This is a genomic window from Reichenbachiella sp. MALMAid0571 (assembly GCF_040151475.1).
Taxonomy (GTDB): Bacteria; Bacteroidota; Bacteroidia; order Cytophagales; family Cyclobacteriaceae; genus CAXBNB01.
On record NZ_JBDKWG010000115.1, the window covers coordinates 13,460 to 29,817 of the forward strand.

Annotated in this window: 13 protein-coding genes; 6 read left to right on the forward strand and 7 right to left on the reverse strand. The window is 37.4% G+C overall.

Going from position 1 to position 16,358, the window contains the following annotated elements; all coding sequences use genetic code 11:
- Positions 1 to 123 precede the first annotated feature (123 nt).
- The 6 genes from AAOP42_RS07305 to AAOP42_RS07330 all read left to right on the forward strand — a co-directional run bounded on the left by AAOP42_RS07305 (position 124) and on the right by AAOP42_RS07330 (position 8,471).
- Entirely contained in the window at positions 124 to 537 is a 414-nt protein-coding gene (locus AAOP42_RS07305; protein ID WP_349527825.1) for a tellurite resistance TerB family protein, read from the forward strand.
- Between the two features lie 69 nt (positions 538 to 606).
- A complete protein-coding gene (locus tag AAOP42_RS07310; RefSeq protein ID WP_349527826.1) occupies positions 607 to 978 on the forward strand; it encodes a TerB family tellurite resistance protein in 372 nt (123 codons plus the stop codon).
- A gap of 220 nt (positions 979 to 1,198) precedes the next feature.
- On the forward strand, positions 1,199 to 3,574 hold the full coding sequence (locus AAOP42_RS07315; protein WP_349527827.1) for an efflux RND transporter permease subunit: 2,376 nt from the start codon (positions 1,199 to 1,201) through the stop codon (positions 3,572 to 3,574).
- A 37-nt stretch (positions 3,575 to 3,611) separates the two neighbouring features.
- Entirely contained in the window at positions 3,612 to 6,986 is a 3,375-nt protein-coding gene (gene ileS / locus AAOP42_RS07320; RefSeq protein WP_349527828.1) for an isoleucine--tRNA ligase, read from the forward strand.
- A 51-nt stretch (positions 6,987 to 7,037) separates the two neighbouring features.
- Positions 7,038 to 7,661: a lipoprotein signal peptidase gene (locus tag AAOP42_RS07325; RefSeq protein WP_349527829.1), complete on the forward strand. Its 624-nt coding sequence runs from the start codon at positions 7,038 to 7,040 to the stop codon at positions 7,659 to 7,661.
- A 6-nt stretch (positions 7,662 to 7,667) separates the two neighbouring features.
- Positions 7,668 to 8,471, forward strand: a complete 804-nt coding sequence (locus AAOP42_RS07330; protein WP_349527830.1) for an MOSC domain-containing protein — start codon at positions 7,668 to 7,670, stop codon at positions 8,469 to 8,471.
- A gap of 14 nt (positions 8,472 to 8,485) precedes the next feature.
- Here AAOP42_RS07330 and rodA read toward each other — a convergent pair whose 3' ends face one another.
- The 7 genes from rodA to purN all read right to left on the reverse strand — a co-directional run bounded on the left by rodA (position 8,486) and on the right by purN (position 16,357).
- Complete coding sequence (rodA, locus tag AAOP42_RS07335; RefSeq protein ID WP_349527831.1) at positions 8,486 to 9,793, reverse strand: rod shape-determining protein RodA; 1,308 nt, start codon at positions 9,791 to 9,793, stop codon at positions 8,486 to 8,488.
- Positions 9,751 to 11,562 (reverse strand): peptidoglycan D,D-transpeptidase FtsI family protein, encoded by a 1,812-nt coding sequence (locus AAOP42_RS07340; protein WP_349527832.1) that lies wholly within the window; start codon positions 11,560 to 11,562, stop codon positions 9,751 to 9,753. Before AAOP42_RS07340 ends, rodA begins: the two co-directional genes overlap by 43 nt.
- Before the next feature lie 51 nt (positions 11,563 to 11,613).
- Positions 11,614 to 12,129 (reverse strand): Rod shape-determining protein MreD, encoded by a 516-nt coding sequence (locus AAOP42_RS07345; protein WP_349527833.1) that lies wholly within the window; start codon positions 12,127 to 12,129, stop codon positions 11,614 to 11,616.
- Complete coding sequence (mreC, locus tag AAOP42_RS07350; protein WP_349527834.1) at positions 12,122 to 12,955, reverse strand: rod shape-determining protein MreC; 834 nt, start codon at positions 12,953 to 12,955, stop codon at positions 12,122 to 12,124. Before mreC ends, AAOP42_RS07345 begins: the two co-directional genes overlap by 8 nt.
- A 5-nt stretch (positions 12,956 to 12,960) precedes the next feature.
- Positions 12,961 to 13,989, reverse strand: a complete 1,029-nt coding sequence (locus AAOP42_RS07355; RefSeq protein WP_349527835.1) for a rod shape-determining protein — start codon at positions 13,987 to 13,989, stop codon at positions 12,961 to 12,963.
- Between the two features lie 78 nt (positions 13,990 to 14,067).
- Positions 14,068 to 15,588 (reverse strand): bifunctional phosphoribosylaminoimidazolecarboxamide formyltransferase/IMP cyclohydrolase, encoded by a 1,521-nt coding sequence (purH, locus tag AAOP42_RS07360; protein ID WP_349527836.1) that lies wholly within the window; start codon positions 15,586 to 15,588, stop codon positions 14,068 to 14,070.
- A gap of 190 nt (positions 15,589 to 15,778) precedes the next feature.
- A complete protein-coding gene (gene purN, locus AAOP42_RS07365) occupies positions 15,779 to 16,357 on the reverse strand; it encodes a phosphoribosylglycinamide formyltransferase (RefSeq protein ID WP_349527837.1) in 579 nt (192 codons plus the stop codon).
- Position 16,358: the final 1 nt, after the last annotated feature.

A 16,358-nucleotide genomic window follows, 5' to 3' on the forward strand; every position in this document is an offset into this window, starting at 1 on the left:
ACTTACATAATCAAAACTTCCTATATTTAAAATGTAATCAGGGGAGAGCTAAATACTTTTTTTTATAATTGAATCTTAAATTTGATTATATTTATTTTTTATAAAACTTAAAACCAGTAAAATATGGATTTCAGCACGCAACTTAGTTTGTTGATACAGCTATCATTAATTGACGGAGATATGTCCGACAAAGAACAAGACATGATCTATGGAATAGGAAGGAGCAATGATATGCCCGATAGTGAAATTGAAAAAATACTTCATCATCACCTTCGTAATTCCAGACATGAATTGCCCGACATGTCAAACCTCACAGAAGATGATAAGATTATGTATTTGTATAATATCATCCGCTTGATGAAGGCCGATAAGGAAGTTTATTTAACAGAGATAAAATTTTGCGAGAATATTGCTGATAAACTGGGCTTTAAGAAAAAAGTAGTGGGGGAGTTATCTTCCAAGGTTTTTAGTGATGGAATGGTAAATGCAGATTTAGATTACTTAAAAGAAATAGTAAGTAAATACCGGATCTCATAAGACTGACGAGTTAATCAAAATTTCAAATCCTAGAAAAATTACAAAATGCCTATAAAATCTCAATTAAGTATGCTCATTAAATTAGCAAATATCGATAACGATTTTGCTGACGATGAAAAAAATATGATTTATATGGTGGGAAAAGCCAATGGAGTTCCGGAAGCGGAAATCGATGGACTACTGGACAATCCTGAACCACTTCCTCCAGTATTGGAGATGTCGGATGATGAAAAATTTGAATACCTGTATAATGTAGTTCAATTGATGAAAATTGACAAAGAAATATATTTAAGTGAAATCAAATATTGTGAAGACGTAGCTGAAAAGCTGGGCTTTAAAAAAGCCGTCATTGCAGAATTGTCTTCCAAAATTTATTCAGATCCTTCAATCACTTCCAATAAGGACTCTTTGAGAAAGGCGGTAATGAAATATCAGAATTAATATTTTTAAAAGAAAAATTATTAAGGGGGTATTTGCCCCCTTTTTTATTAACCGCTCCATAGTATCTTTCTACCTTGGTAAGGTATTTGAGTACCCATTTAAGGCTGGAGATAATAGCCACAAAGAATTTCCATATATTCAATACTAATTTACTTAACTTTGCCTTTTATTTTTCAGCATGTGGTCTAAGCTCTCACGTTTTATTCTTAAATCAAGGTTTTTGTTGCTTGTCATTTTGGTAGTTATTACTGCCTTTATGGGATATCAGGCTCAATTCGTTAACTGGTCATTTAACCTTGCAAACATTGTTCCGGCGGATGATCCGGAGATGGTACACTTCAAAGATTTTCAACAAACGTTTGGAGAAGACGGAAACATTCTTGCTATTGGAATCAAAGACAGCTCTGTCTATCAAGAAACCAATTTTCGTAAACTCAGTTACCTCACTAGTGAACTCGAAAAAATAAAAGGAGTGAGCAATGTGTTAGGACTGACGAACCTGCAAATGTTAATGAAAACCACCGTTATAGAAAACGGGAAGGAAAAGAAAAAATTCAAGCTACAGCCAATATTCCCAGAAATCCCGGAATCGAAGGTAAAGCTCGATAGCATGCTTCAGGAAGCTATGAACCTCAGGGTTTACAGTGGTCAACTTATTAATATTCAAAATGGTGCCAATATGATTTTGGTATCCATAGATAAATCTGTGCTTAATTCTAAAGTCAGAAATGTAGTCATAGCAGATATTTTACAGGTAAGTGATGCTTTTGTCAACGATACAAATATAAAGTTACACTACGCAGGCTTACCCTATGTCAGGTACACCAATACCGTGAAGGTAAAAAAGGAATTAAACCTGTTTCTCGTTCTCTCACTGATCGTTACAGGATTTATATTGTTTCTGTTCTTTCGCTCATGGCAGGCTGTATTGTTTCCTCTAATTATCATTGGAGTCATAGTCATTTGGGTAATAGGCACACTCTCACTTTTTGAATATAAAATCACACTGCTCACAGGCCTTATTCCGCCCATTATTGTGGTTATTGGTATTCCAAATAGTGTGTACATGCTCAACAAATATCATCAGGAATACATATCTCATGGAGATAAAAACAGGGCACTTGGCAATATAATTCGCAGAATAGGAATTGTAACACTTATCACCAATTTCACTACTGCAGTTGGGTTTCTGGTGCTTGGGTTTACGGATATCGTTATTTTACGTGAGTTTGGAATTGTTGCAGGAATTAATATTCTGGCTACATTCATAGTCAGCCTTATAATGATTCCGGTAGTATTTTCATACTTACCCGCACCTTCTAAAAAGCACACAAAACATCTGGAATTCAAACCACTGGACAAAGTGCTTACGGCCTTTGACTTGGCAGTTCACAGGCACAAGTATATCATTTTCTTTGTAGCAGGGGTCATTAGTGCTATTTCACTTTATGGAGTGAGCAAAATTGAGGCAGTATCTTATATGGTAGATGATCTACCAGAAGACAGTCCTGTAAAGCAGGATTTATATTTTTTTGAACAAAACTTCAGTGGTGTAATGCCACTGGAAATTATTGTGGACACTGGCACAAAAAAGGGTGTACAAAATTTAAAAAATTTAAGGAAAATTGATGAGTTTGAAAAATTTCTTGATTCTCTTGAACACGTTTCTCAACCAATTTCGGTGGTGAGTTTTATCAAGGCCACCCGACAGGCTTTCTACAATAATAACCCCGATCAATATGAACTACCCAACAACAGGGATAAGGCGTTCATCTTACGATATTTATCAGAAGAAACCGATGAATCCGGTATTTCTACTTCTTTTGTTGATTCCACAGGTCAGAGGTTACGTGTTTCATTAAAAATAGCGGACATTGGTTCCAAAAAATTAGACTCTCTGGTCAATGATGTAATTAAACCAAAAGTAGCTGAGATATTTGCTGATGGTAAATTGAAAGTAATGGTAACCGGTACTACCCTTCTTTTCATCAAAGGGAACAAATTTTTAATAGAGAACCTTATCACCAGTATGGCTATTGCTTTTTTTATCATAGCCGTAATAATGGGCTTATTGTTCCGTAATTTTAAAATGATAGTTATTTCTCTCATTCCCAACATCATCCCATTGCTTATAACGGGAGGTATGATGGGATTTGCTGGAATTCCTTTAAAACCAAGCACAGCTTTAATATTTAGTATAGCATTTGGGATATCAGTGGATGACTCTATTCATTTTCTTGCTAAATACAGGCAAGAATTGTTTTTAAATCGATTTTTTGTTCCAGTAGCAGTAAGTAAAAGTTTGAGAGAAACGGGAGCCAGCATGATATACACTTCCATAATTTTGTTTTTTGGGTTTGTCATTTTTGCAGCATCTGAATTTGGCGGAACAGTAGCACTTGGTGCTTTGACATCAACTACACTATTGATGGCAATGTTTACCAACCTGATTGTGTTGCCAGCCCTTTTATTAAGGTTTGATACAGGAAAAAGAGATGTTCAAAGCCATCCATTGATAGAAACCTTTCCTGAATTTTATCATGAGCACGACGATGAAGAAATCGACCTTGATAAAATAGAAGTAAATAAGGGATGAAATATTAAAAGAATTAGTCAAAGAAAGTTTTAAGAAGTTGAAGTACAGAGAATATAAAAAAGTGGATTTTCCAGGCATTGCAGATGAAGTGCTTAATAGCTGGAAGGAGAAAGATATTTTTCGAAAATCTGTAGATGATAAAGAAGGTGCCGAATCTTTCGTGTTTTATGAAGGGCCACCGTCTGCCAATGGTACTCCCGGCATCCACCACGTGATGGCTCGTGCGGTCAAAGATATATTTTGCAGATACAAAACCTTAAAAGGTTATCAGGTAAAAAGAAAAGGTGGATGGGACACACACGGGCTGCCAGTTGAACTGCAGGTAGAAAAAGAATTAGGAATCACCAAAGAAGATATTGGCAAAAAAATAACAGTAGCGGAATACAACACCAAATGCCGTGAAGCCGTGATGAAGTTCAAAGACCAGTGGGACGACCTCACTGAAAAAATGGGCTATTGGGTTGATCTCGACAATCCATATATCACTTTTGACAGGGATTATATGGAGAGTCTTTGGTTTCTACTTAAGAAATTTTATGACAAAGGTCTGCTATACAAAGGATATACTATCCAGCCGTATTCACCAGCTGCCGGTACCGGATTAAGTTCACACGAACTCAATCAACCAGGTACTTATAAAGATGTAAAGGACACTTCCATTGTTGCTCAATTTAAAGTAATTGAAAACGAAAGGTCTAATTTTCTATTTGATGAAAATGGAGAACCTGTCTTTATACTGGCATGGACTACCACTCCCTGGACCTTGCCTTCCAATACAGCTTTGGCTGTTGGTAAAAAAATCAAATATGTAAAGGTTAAAACCTTTAATGCCTATACTTTCAAGCCCGTTTCTGTAGTCTTAGCCAAAGATCTGGTAACAAAGTATTTCAATGAAAAAGCTAAGGATCTTGAATTGAATGATTTCAAAGAAGGAGACAAATTAATCCCCTGGAAAATCATTTCTGAATTTTCAGGAGAAGACTTGATTGAGGTGCAATTCGAGCAGTTGATGCCTTATGTTACCAACGATGAATTAATAGAAAAAGCATTTAAGGTGATTTCAGGAGATTTCGTATCTACCGAAGACGGAACCGGAATCGTACACATAGCACCCACTTTTGGAGCAGATGACTTTAGAGTCGCTAAAATGGCTGGCGTTCCGGGGATATTGGTGAATGATGGAGAAGGCAATCAGATGCCTCTTGTGGACAAACAGGGCAGATTTGTAGCTGAGGTTAAGGATTTCGCAGGAAAGTTTGTAAAGGCCGAATACTACTCTGATCAAGAATTGGCAAATTCTGATTTTAGGGCGACCGATGTATTGATTGCTATCAAACTTAAAGAAGAAAATAAAGCCTTTAAAGTAGAAAAATACGAACACTCCTACCCACACTGCTGGAGAACGGATAAACCTGTACTCTACTATCCTCTGGATTCCTGGTTTATAAAAACCACAGCATACAAAGATCGGCTAGTCGAATTAAACAATACGATCAATTGGAAACCAAAATCCACAGGTAGCGGTCGCTTTGGCAATTGGCTAGAAAATTTGGTGGATTGGAACCTGAGCCGATCGAGGTATTGGGGTACTCCATTGCCAATTTGGGTTTCTGAAGATAAAAAAGAACAAAAGTGTATTGGTTCTATAGCAGAGTTGAAAGAAGAAGTAGCCAAATCGGTGAAGGCTGGATTTATGGCCGAACAGATTTCAGACGATTTTGACTTGCATAGACCTTATGTGGATGATATTTATCTGGTGAGCGGCAGTGGTCAAAAAATGTTTCGTGAGCAGGATTTGATCGACGTTTGGTTCGATTCGGGAGCTATGCCCTATGCACAGTTTCATTTTATGGGAGATGATCCCAAAGCAAAGAATCAGGCTGAAGGCGGTCTCAAGGATGTATATCCTGCAGATTTTATTGCAGAGGGAGTAGATCAAACTCGTGGCTGGTTTTTTACACTACATGCCATTGCCGTGATGCTTTTTGATAGCGTGGCATTTAAAAATGTGATGGCCAACGGTTTGGTGCTGGACAAGGCTGGCAATAAGATGTCCAAAAGGCTAGGAAATGCTATTGATCCTTTTAAGACCATTGGTCAATATGGGCCGGATGCCACCAGGTGGTACATGATCGCCAATGCCAATCCATGGGACAATTTAAAATTTGACTCTGAAGGTGTAGCTGAAGTCCAAAGAAGATTTTTTGGCACTTTATACAATACTTATTCATTTTTCAGCCTTTATGCCAATCTGGATGGCTTCAAGTTTGAAGAAGCTGAAATTCCTCTTAAAAAAAGAACTGAAAGTGACCGTTGGATTATCAGCAAGTTGAATACCTTGATGTCCAATGTAGATGAAGCATTCAACGAATATGAACCCACAAAAGCGGCCAGAGAAATACAGGAGTTTGTCATAGACGATTTGAGCAATTGGTATGTGCGACTCAATCGAAAGCGCTTTTGGAAAGGGGAATACAATGATGACAAAATTGCCGCATATCAAACCCTGTACACCTGTTTGGTAAAAGTAGCTCAGATAAGTGCTCCTATTGCGCCATTTTATATGGACAGGTTATTTTTGGATTTGAATATGGTTTCTGGTCAGTTCGACGCAGAATCTGTTCACCTCACTGATTTTCCCTTAAAGGACGATAGCCTGGTGGATAAAGATTTAGAAATCAAAATGAATTTGGCACAAAGGGTTTCCTCACTGATCCATTCTCTCAGGAAAAAAGAGATGATCAAAGTGAGACAACCTTTGTCAAAAATATTGATACCTGTATTAAATAAAGAAACACAGGATCACATTTCGGCTGTAGAAGAATTGATCCTTGGAGAAATAAATGTTAAAGCCATTGAATTCATTGACGACACTTCTGGTATCCTTATTAAAAAAATCAAACCCAATTTCAAAAAGTTAGGTCGTGAACACGGATCTAAAATGAAAGAAATTTCTCAAGCAATAGCCAAGCTTGAGCAGGAAGATATTGTAACATTCGAAAAGAATAACAGCTTTGAATTGACTATCGCTGATTCAACAATTAATCTGACCCTGGAAGATGTGGAAATCAGTTCGGAAGATATACCTGGATGGTTGGTAGCCAGCGAAGGAGGACTTACCGTAGCATTAGATGTAACTATTTCAGAAGCGTTGAGACAAGAAGGGATTGCCAGAGATATGGTAAATAGGATTCAAAACCTCAGAAAAGATATGGGGCTGGATGTTCAGGATAAAATTTTAATTCATGTCGGAACAACTTCTGAAGAAGTAAAGGCATCTATGGAATCGAACAAGTCGTATATCTGTGAGGAAACTCAAGCCAGGGGGTTAAATATTTCTGAAGACCTTACTGACGGAAAACCTTTGGATATGGATGAATTGGATATCAAAGTAAAATTAGAAGTGGTATAGTTGAAGGTAAAACTTTCTTTCAACTACTTTGTGGGCATAAAAGATAATAAAGTGACAAAATATCAGAAGTATTTTTTAATAAGCATTGCAGTAATCGTTCTGGATCAGGTAGTGAAAATGTTGGTACATTTCAATATGGATATGGGTGTACAGGGACAAATTCAGTTAATTGGGGAATTTTTCAAACTACATTACCTTACCAATCCCGGTATGGCTTTTGGAATGAAGCTAGGCACTGTATATGGCAAACTAATCTTAACAATATTTAGGCTATTTGCCATGGTAGGCATAGGGTATTATTTGTATATGCTGATCAAAAAAAATGTTCACCCCGGTTTGCTACTCTGTGTAGCACTGATTTTGGGAGGAGCCGTTGGCAATGTAATAGATAGTACTTTTTATGGTGTGTTACTTGACAATGCTCCTTATGATGCCCCACTTCCATGGTTTTATGGTCAGGTAATTGACATGTTTTATATTGACATTTGGGAAGGAAAGCTACCTGATTGGATTCCGATTTTGGGTGGCAACTATATGTCCTTATGGCCGGTTTTTAATGTTGCAGATTCATCCATTTTTATAGGTGTATTTACCATTCTTATTTTTCAGAAGAAATTTTTCAAACATTCGGACGAACCTGAAACAACAATAGAACAGGAAACAATTAAGGCTTAAACTCAAGTGAAAGTTACCGGACTCACTATATATCCTATTAAGTCCTCCACGGGTTTTTATGCGAATCAGTTTGACCTGACCAAATCAGGTTTACATTTTGACAGAAATTGGACTCTAATAGATCAGGAAGGTAAAGTAATAACCGGCAGACAAAATGCTCAAATGCTCGCATTTCATTCTGAAGTTTTTTCTGATCATCTGGTCGTATCTCACAGCGGAACAGAATCTATTAAAATTCCATTTGATTCTCACAAAGGCTCATCCATAGACGTAAAAATCTTTAGCAGCATAGGGTATGGGTTAGAAGTATCTGAAGACCTGAACAGTTGGTTTTCTCAAAAACTTGGTCAGTATTGCAGGTTGGTTGTTTTTGATCCTGATAAAAATCGGTACATTCAGGAAAAACATGGAGGATTTGCTGGTGAAGTAGTAAAGTTTGCCGACATGAATCCAATTCTTTTGATTTCTGAAGCATCACTGAATGATTTGAATACCAAGCTCGATTTCCCTGTATCTATGAGGAATTTCAGACCTAACATAGTGATTGAAGGGTGTGCAGCTTTTGAAGAAGATATCTGGAAAAAAATCAGGATAGGTGAATGTGAATTTAGAATTGCTCAACAATGTGAAAGATGTGTATTCACCACAATCAACCCTGATACATTGGAAAAAAACAAAACAGGGGAGCCACTTAAAACCCTGGCTAAATACCGTAAAACTTCAAGTGGTGGAGTGGCTTTTGGTGTCCACATGATCCCTGAGAAATTGGGAACAGTTAAAATGAATGATAAGATAGAAGTGCTAAACTAGCAGCTAATCAGATTTTAGTGCATCAAAACCTGCATTCTGTGAGCATCCAGATTTAATAGGATAAACAATAGAATGGTAAAAGACCAAAGAGAAGAACCTCCATAGCTAAAGAATGGAAGAGGAATACCTATTACGGGAAAAAGCCCGATAGTCATAGCAATATTCACCATGAAATGAAAGAACAACACCGACAATACACCATATCCATATACCCGTGCAAACCGGGACTTTTGACGCTCTGCAATAAAGGAAATCCGAATAAGTAAAATAGTAAACAACCCAATCAATATCAGGCTTCCTACCCAGCCTTGCTCTTCTCCGAGTGTACAAAAAATAAAATCTGTACTCTGTTCAGGAACAAAGTCAAATTTGGTCTGAGTTCCATTTAAAAAACCTTTACCAAATACTCCGCCTGATCCTATTGCAATTTTAGATTGGGTCACATTCCAACCTACCCCCAGAGGATCAGCATCCGGATTGAACAATGACACTACTCTGTTTCGTTGATGGGGTTTTAGCACATCTGTCATGATAAAATCCACACTCTTGACCATACCAACTACAAACACCATAACTCCAATCACCAACAGTATCCTTTTATAATTTTTTATAGAAAGACCTATGATAATCAATCCGATCGTTCCGGTTACAATATAAATTATGGATTGATCAACCAATAGAGAAACGATAAAAAGGACAACAACACCTAGTCCAGCCACGAATAACATGGGAGAAAGCCCCTCACGGAAATAAACGATGGCGAATGCCCCAAAAACCATAGCAGACCCCAAATCTCCCTGCAACATGATCAAAGCAATTGGCAAACCTATTAAACCACCCGCTATAAGTTGGTTTTTTGTGTTGTCCAGTTTGATATTTACCGTTCCCAGAAATTTAGCAATTGCCAGAGCGGTAGCAAACTTTGTAAACTCCGATGGTTGCAATCGAAATCCCCCAATCTGAAACCAGGATTTTGACCCGGCCACTATTGTCCCGGTACTCAAAACTGCAATCAACAGGAGAATAACCAAGCCATAAAATATGTACCCAAAAGAATCATAAAACTTGAAGTCAAGCATCATTACTCCCAAAATCAAGAGAAATGACGTGCCTATCCATATTAATTGTTTTCCTGAATTGGTAGATAAAGAAAAAATAGAAACAGCCTGTTCTTCATCATACACAGCCGCATAAATATTGAACCAACCCCAAAATACGAGTATCAGGTATAACAATACTGTTATCCAATCTATCCTGTCCGCTATGCTACCCCGGCTAATCAATACAAAAAGTCTCCTTTCAGTACAAATTCCTCCCACCATGGGCGAGTGATGTGTCCACGAATTTGCTTTTCTATTAACAAACCAGCAATAGTGGCCGCTGCACGGCCTCCCCAACCAGCATTTTCAACAAACACTGATATGGCAATCTGAGGGTTCTCTTTTGGTGCAAATGCCATGAAAACAGAATGATCCTCTCCATGAGGATTTTGTGCTGTTCCGGTTTTTCCACAAATAGAAATATCAGGTATCTTAGCTCTGGTAGCTGTAGAATTGACCACTTCTTCCATTCCATTGATGATTACAGGAAAATGCTCAGGGGAAATACCAACTCCCTTACGCTCTTTATATTTTGGATCCAGATAATTGGTAGATCCTATTCCTTTAGCAATATGAGGAATATAATAATACCCTCTGTTGGCCATAATTGCAGCCAGGTTAGCCATTTGGATTGGGTTCATTAATATTTCACCCTGACCAATACCTAGGGAATAGATATTTGAAAATTTCCATGTCCCTCTCCCTTTGTATATCTGATCATACATCTCGGGTCCAGGAATAGAACCAGCTCCTTCATTCGGCAGGTCAATGCCTAACGGGCTTCCCAATCCAAACTGAGAAACCATATCTCTCCACCTACTCAGTCCAATTGGGGCTTGTCTAAATTGACTTTTGGCATCACTGGCAGCATCCCGGTTAATTATTCTTTTAAACACTTTAACAAAAAAGTTGTTTGAAGAATATTTTACGGCTTTTTGCACGTCAAGATATCCAGTAGGGGCGTGATCAGCAATTAGGCTATTATCACAATAAATTTCTTCCTCCGAACCCAAAACCCCTTCCTCAAGAGCGACCAATCCCTGAATTATCTTAAAAATTGATCCCGGAGGATACATCGCCATCAGTGGACGATTGAATAGTGGCACTAAACTATCATTGGCAATTCGGGAGAAGTTTTCGCCAAAATTTTTACCTGCAAATAAGTTGGGGTCATAACTGGGGCTAGAAACAAAAGCCAAAATTTCACCTGTAGAAGGCTCAATGGCTACCACACTACCGATTTTTCCCTTCATAAGCTTTTCGGCATAGCGCTGTAAGTCAATGTCAATAGACAGGGTGATATTTTCTCCCGGAATTGCCAATGTATCGAGGCTTCCATCTTTGAAAGCTCCCTTTTCAATTCCCCTTACATTTACCATTTTAAATTTGACTCCCCTACGACCTCTCAACTGCTTCTCATAAGAAGATTCTATCCCGGTAATACCGATATAATCTCCTGATCGGTAATAATTGCTGGTATCTCGTTTGAGTTGACCAGAGCTGATTTCACCAATATATCCAAATACATTTGCCAGTCCATTATGAGAATATTTCCTCACTGTTCTTGCTTTTGGATAAAACCCTTGAAAATCAATCAACTGGTCTTGAACTTTGGCAAAATCCTCATTTTGGATTTGCTTGATAAATTGTGAAGGTTTAATGTATGAATAGCGTTTGGCCTTTAGCATTTTTTCTTCAAATTCGGCTTTATCCAAATTAAAAGCCAAGCAAAAAGAAGTAGTATCTAGGTTTTGTACTTCTTTAGGCACTACCATCAAGTCATAGCTTGGATCGTTGTACACCAGCAGTTCCTTGTTCCTATCGAATATGAGTCCCCGGTATGGATACTCTATTATTTCCTGTACAATATTGCTTTCAGCAGCCAATGTATAACTGTCATCTAGTACCTGAATAAAGAAAAGTTTGGACACAAAAACGACAGCTACTATTAGTATCAGGCTTCTAATAATATATTTTCTGCTGTCATTCATTCTTTAATTTCTTTTTGTTCTTTATTGTTGTCATTCAAAGTTTTTGTAAAATCATTTTTCTTTATTTATAAATAAATAGTGGATGATTAATACCACAATCAGGGTAAACAGTGAACTATAAAATCCCTTAGCCAGAGTAGTCCAAAAGTTAGTAAAACTGTAAGCTTCGACAAAAAATAATAAAATGCAGTGAATTAATATCAATGGGTACGTAAAGGTTAAAAACCATTGAAACCCCTGAGTTCTGATGTTAATTCTGTCGGCAGCTCCATAACCCGAACCGGGACTCAGTATATTTAGCCAAAAGGGCCTGACAAACATTAAGAATGTTGCTGCTGATGCATGCACTCCTTGTGTATTGTAAAAGGTATCGATCAATAGCCCTACTACAAATCCAAAAAATATTTGCATCAAAGGGTTGGTGTCGATAGGTAATAGGAAGAATATAAGTACATAAAAGAAGCAAAAAGCTGAACCAAAGAGTATCAGGTCTTTGAAAATAAATACCTGTGCCAATATGATAATCAACGACAATACGAAAAAACCAGCTGTACCGTACTTATTCATATCTAAATACTTGAGTATTTTCCAAAGAATCTTTTTGTTCTTTCAATTTAAAATCTACCAAATAGACATAAGATAAACGATAAAAATCTGTTGCCAGTTTGGCCTTGGCTTCATAAAAAGTAGCATCTTCAGCTATCGAAATCTGATCCAGAATACCAATCATTGTGTTTGGTGGAAACAAAGTATTGTAACCAGATGTAACGATCGTATCTCCCTGATATAAGGAAAGATGTCTCGGTAAATATTCTATATTTACATGCAACGGATCTTTACCCTCCCAAGATGTGGTACACAATGAACCAGAGGATTTATGAAGCGATGAGACCAATATTGATCCATTTAATATAGAAGCTACAGATGCAAAATGATCCGAAACCGCAACAACCTGCCCAACTGCTCCGGCAGAACCTATCACTCCCATACCTTTATACACTCCATCTTTGCTTCCTTTATTCACCGTTATGTGATTATTGTGGAGAAAAACTGAATTGTTAATTACCTTGGAAGCAATAAATTTCCAGACTGAAGAGTCTTTGCTTAATAATGTATCCGGTTTTTGTGAAATAGTATCCGGCAATGCCAATAGCATTTTTTTTAGCCTTGCATTTTCCTTTGCCAATAACCTATTCTGATCAGGAAGGTCGAAAAAACCGAAAGTAGCTTTTGAAGCTTCGCTTATTGTGGCAGAAAGTGCATTTGCAGAATTAAAGTACTTTGCCCCTTGGTAATTATTGTTCTGCACTATTAACCAAAAACTAAGAATCTCCAGCAGTAAAAACAAAAGAAATGACCGGTATTGATAAAGAAACTGGAGAAGTCGACGCATTTATATCATTGCATTAGAACTGCTCTATATTTTTCTATGTCTTTAAGTGCTGCTCCTGTTCCTTTTACCACTGCCAGCAAAGGATCTTCCGCTACATGGATAGGCAGTTTGGTCTTAGTTGCAAGTCTTTTATCCAACCCTCTAAGCAAAGCACCTCCACCTGTAAGGTAAATACCATTGTCATAAATATCAGCTGAAAGTTCAGGAGGAGCAATCTCCAAAGCCTTAAGTACTGCTTCTTCTATTTTGGATACTGATTTGTCGATAGCAAAAGCAACTTCTGAATAAGACAATTGGATCACTTTTGGAATACCCGTCATCAAATCCCTGCCTCTGATATCAAAATCTTCCGGCGGATCTTCCAGTTCTGTAAGTGCGGATCCAATAGTAATCTTTACCTTTTCGGCTGTTCTCTCACCGATGAGGAGGTTGTGTTGCCTACGCATATAGTCAAGAATATCCTTATTAAAAGCATCTCCGGCAACCCTTATCGATTGATCACATACAATACCTGAAAGTGCAATTACAGCAATTTCTGTAGTACCTCCTCCGATATCCACTATCATACTTCCCACCGGACGGTTAATTTCTATTCCGATACCTATAGCTGCGGCTATAGGTTCTGATATCATGAAAACTTCCTTGGCACCAGCATGTTCAGCAGAGTCCCTTACTGCCCTTTTTTCAACTTCAGTAATCCCGGATGGAATACAAATAATCATTCTATGAGATGACGGAAACCACTTTTTTTTGTGGGGGTCTATCATATTGATCATACCCCTGATCATAAACTCAGCTGCTTGAAAATCTGCTATTACACCATCTTTTAAAGGACGAATGGTCTTAATGTTATCATGGGTTTTTTCATGCATTTGCATCGCTTCCTTCCCAATTGCCAGCACCTTGTTTTTTGCCTTATCAATCGCAATAATCGATGGCTCATCAACCACAACCTGTCCTTTATGAATTATAAGTGTATTTGCTGTACCAAGGTCAATTGCTATGTCACTTGAGAAAAAATCGAATATGCCCATGCTGTATGAAATTCTTTATATATGAATCGACGGAAATTTACAAAAATGTTTTTAATTAATTCAGAATCAGATACATAATTAATGTTTGAAATGCCTGATTCCGGTAAAGACCATTGACATACCATGTTTATCACAGTAGTCTATGGATAATTGATCTTTGATAGAGCCACCTGGTTGAATGACAGACTTTATACCCGCATTTTTCGCTAACTCAACACAATCAGGAAATGGGAAAAATGCATCAGAAGCCATAACTGCTCCATCAAGACTTAGTCCAAAATTGGCCGCTTTTTCTACCGCTTGTTTTAATGAATCCACTCTGGATGTCTGACCTGTACCACTTGCTACCAACCGATCTGCTTTGGCAAAAACAATGGTATTGGATTTAGTATGCTTCGATAGTTTTGAAGCAAAGATCAGTGCTACAGTTTCTTCTTCACTTGGGGCAACTTTCGTAACAGTTTTTAAATCTGAAATTGAATCAGTGATGTGATCAACATCCTGCTCTATTACTCCATTTAGCAATGTTTTGAATTGTTTTTTAATATCGCACTTTTTCTTTTCTTTCAAAAGAATTCTGTTCTTCTTAGATTTTAAAACATTAAGTGCTTCTTCGTCAAAAGAAGGTGCAATCAGGATTTCAAAAAACAATTTATTCAATTCATTTGCTGCTTCAGCATCTATATTAGAATTTGAAACCAATACACCTCCAAAAGCCGAAATATTGTCTGCCTCAAGAGCTTTTAGATACGCTTCGCATGTTGTATCAGCCACTGCCACTCCACAGGCATTGGTGTGTTTAATAATAGCAAAGGCATTTTGGCCTTCAAACTCATTGATCAAAGAAATAGCTGCATCAACATCTACCAGGTTATTGTAAGAGAGTTCTTTACCATTTAATTGTTCAAACAATTCGTCTAAATCACCAAAAAATCTTCCCTTCTGATGAGGGTTTTCTCCGTATCTCAATACCTTACCGTTTCGCTTGCTCACCTTGACAGACGGCTCGTCTTCTCCAGTATTGAAATATGAAAAGATAGCTGAATCATAATGCGAAGAAATATCAAATGCCTTCCCTGCAAATTTTTTCCTTTGATCCAATGAAGTAGAACATTCCTGAGTTTCCAATATGCTAAGTGCTTCTCCATACTGTTCCATAGAAGAAACAATCAGCACATCTTTGAAATTTTTAGCGGCTCCTCTTATCAAGGAAATTCCTCCTATGTCTATTTTTTCTATAATATCTGCCTCACTCGCCCCGGAAGCAACTGTTTCTTCAAACGGATAAAGGTCAACAATGACTAAATCGATATCAGGGATGTTGAAAGAAGCCTTTTCAGCAATGTCACTTTCATTGTCTCGTCTGTTCAAAATTCCACCAAATACTTTAGGATGTAATGTCTTTACACGCCCTCCAAATATCGAAGGATATTCCGTTAGACTTTCTACAGCGGTTACGGGTACTCCCAATTCTTCAATGAAGGTTTGAGTGCCTCCTGTAGAAATGAGTTGCACATCATTTGCGTGCAAGGTCTTAACTATTCCTTCTAAGTTGTCTTTATGGTAAACAGATATTAAAGCTGAATTAATTTTTTTCATTTGATGGTTTTTCAAGCTAAAGCGTAAATCGCCAGAATTGATTGTTGTAATCTTTCAGTTTTGAGTCAGACTGATAAAAATAAGGTGCAAAAGTACTTTTTTATTGTGGGGAAATCACAGAAAAAAGATTGAAAGATTCAGGGTAAATCTGTGATTTTAAGAGTAACTAAACATTTAAGAAAATATTCCCCTAATTATCAAATCTTCGGATGTAATCATCTACTACCTGAGCAAAATACCGGTATTCCAATTGATGAATTTTATTGGCAATGTCTTCCGGAGAATCCGACTTATCAATAGGTGTGCTTTTTTGAATCAAATATTCTCCTTCGTCATATTTTTCGTTGACCAAATGAATGGTAATACCACTTTCAAAATCCCCATTTTCCCTGACTTTTTCATGTACTCTCATGCCATACATTCCTTTGCCGCCATATCTGGGTAGCAGGGCAGGATGAATGTTGATGATTTTATCAGGATAAGCTGCTATCAGATTTTTGGGAATGAGCCATAAAAAACCAGCCAGTACAATAAAATCAATCTCATTTTGCTTTAGTAGTTCTAAGAGATTCTCAGACTTGTACATGTCTTCTTTGCTAAAAACATGTGATGCCACATTATGATTTTTAGCCCTTTGCAAGGCATAGGCATCTGCTTTATTACTTAGCAAAAGTGATATTTCAACTTCATCTGAATCTTGAAAATATTCAAAAAACTTTTCTGCATTGGTGCCACTTCCCGAAGCGAAAATTGCCAGTTTCTTTTTCAAA

Bases quoted from the DNA above. Each gene is read 5' to 3' on its own strand.
- purH (WP_349527836.1), bottom strand. From the start codon at position 15,588: ATGAAAAAAATTAATTCAGCTTTAATATCTGTTTACCATAAAGACAAC.
- AAOP42_RS07305 (WP_349527825.1), top strand. From the start codon at position 124: ATGGATTTCAGCACGCAACTTAGTTTGTTGATACAGCTATCATTAATT.
- AAOP42_RS07355 (WP_349527835.1), bottom strand. From the start codon at position 13,989: ATGGGCATATTCGATTTTTTCTCAAGTGACATAGCAATTGACCTTGGT.
- mreC (WP_349527834.1), bottom strand. From the start codon at position 12,955: ATGCGTCGACTTCTCCAGTTTCTTTATCAATACCGGTCATTTCTTTTG.
- AAOP42_RS07310 (WP_349527826.1), top strand. From the start codon at position 607: ATGCTCATTAAATTAGCAAATATCGATAACGATTTTGCTGACGATGAA.
- AAOP42_RS07340 (WP_349527832.1), bottom strand. From the start codon at position 11,562: ATGAATGACAGCAGAAAATATATTATTAGAAGCCTGATACTAATAGTA.
- rodA (WP_349527831.1), bottom strand. From the start codon at position 9,793: ATGGTGGGAGGAATTTGTACTGAAAGGAGACTTTTTGTATTGATTAGC.
- AAOP42_RS07345 (WP_349527833.1), bottom strand. From the start codon at position 12,129: ATGAATAAGTACGGTACAGCTGGTTTTTTCGTATTGTCGTTGATTATC.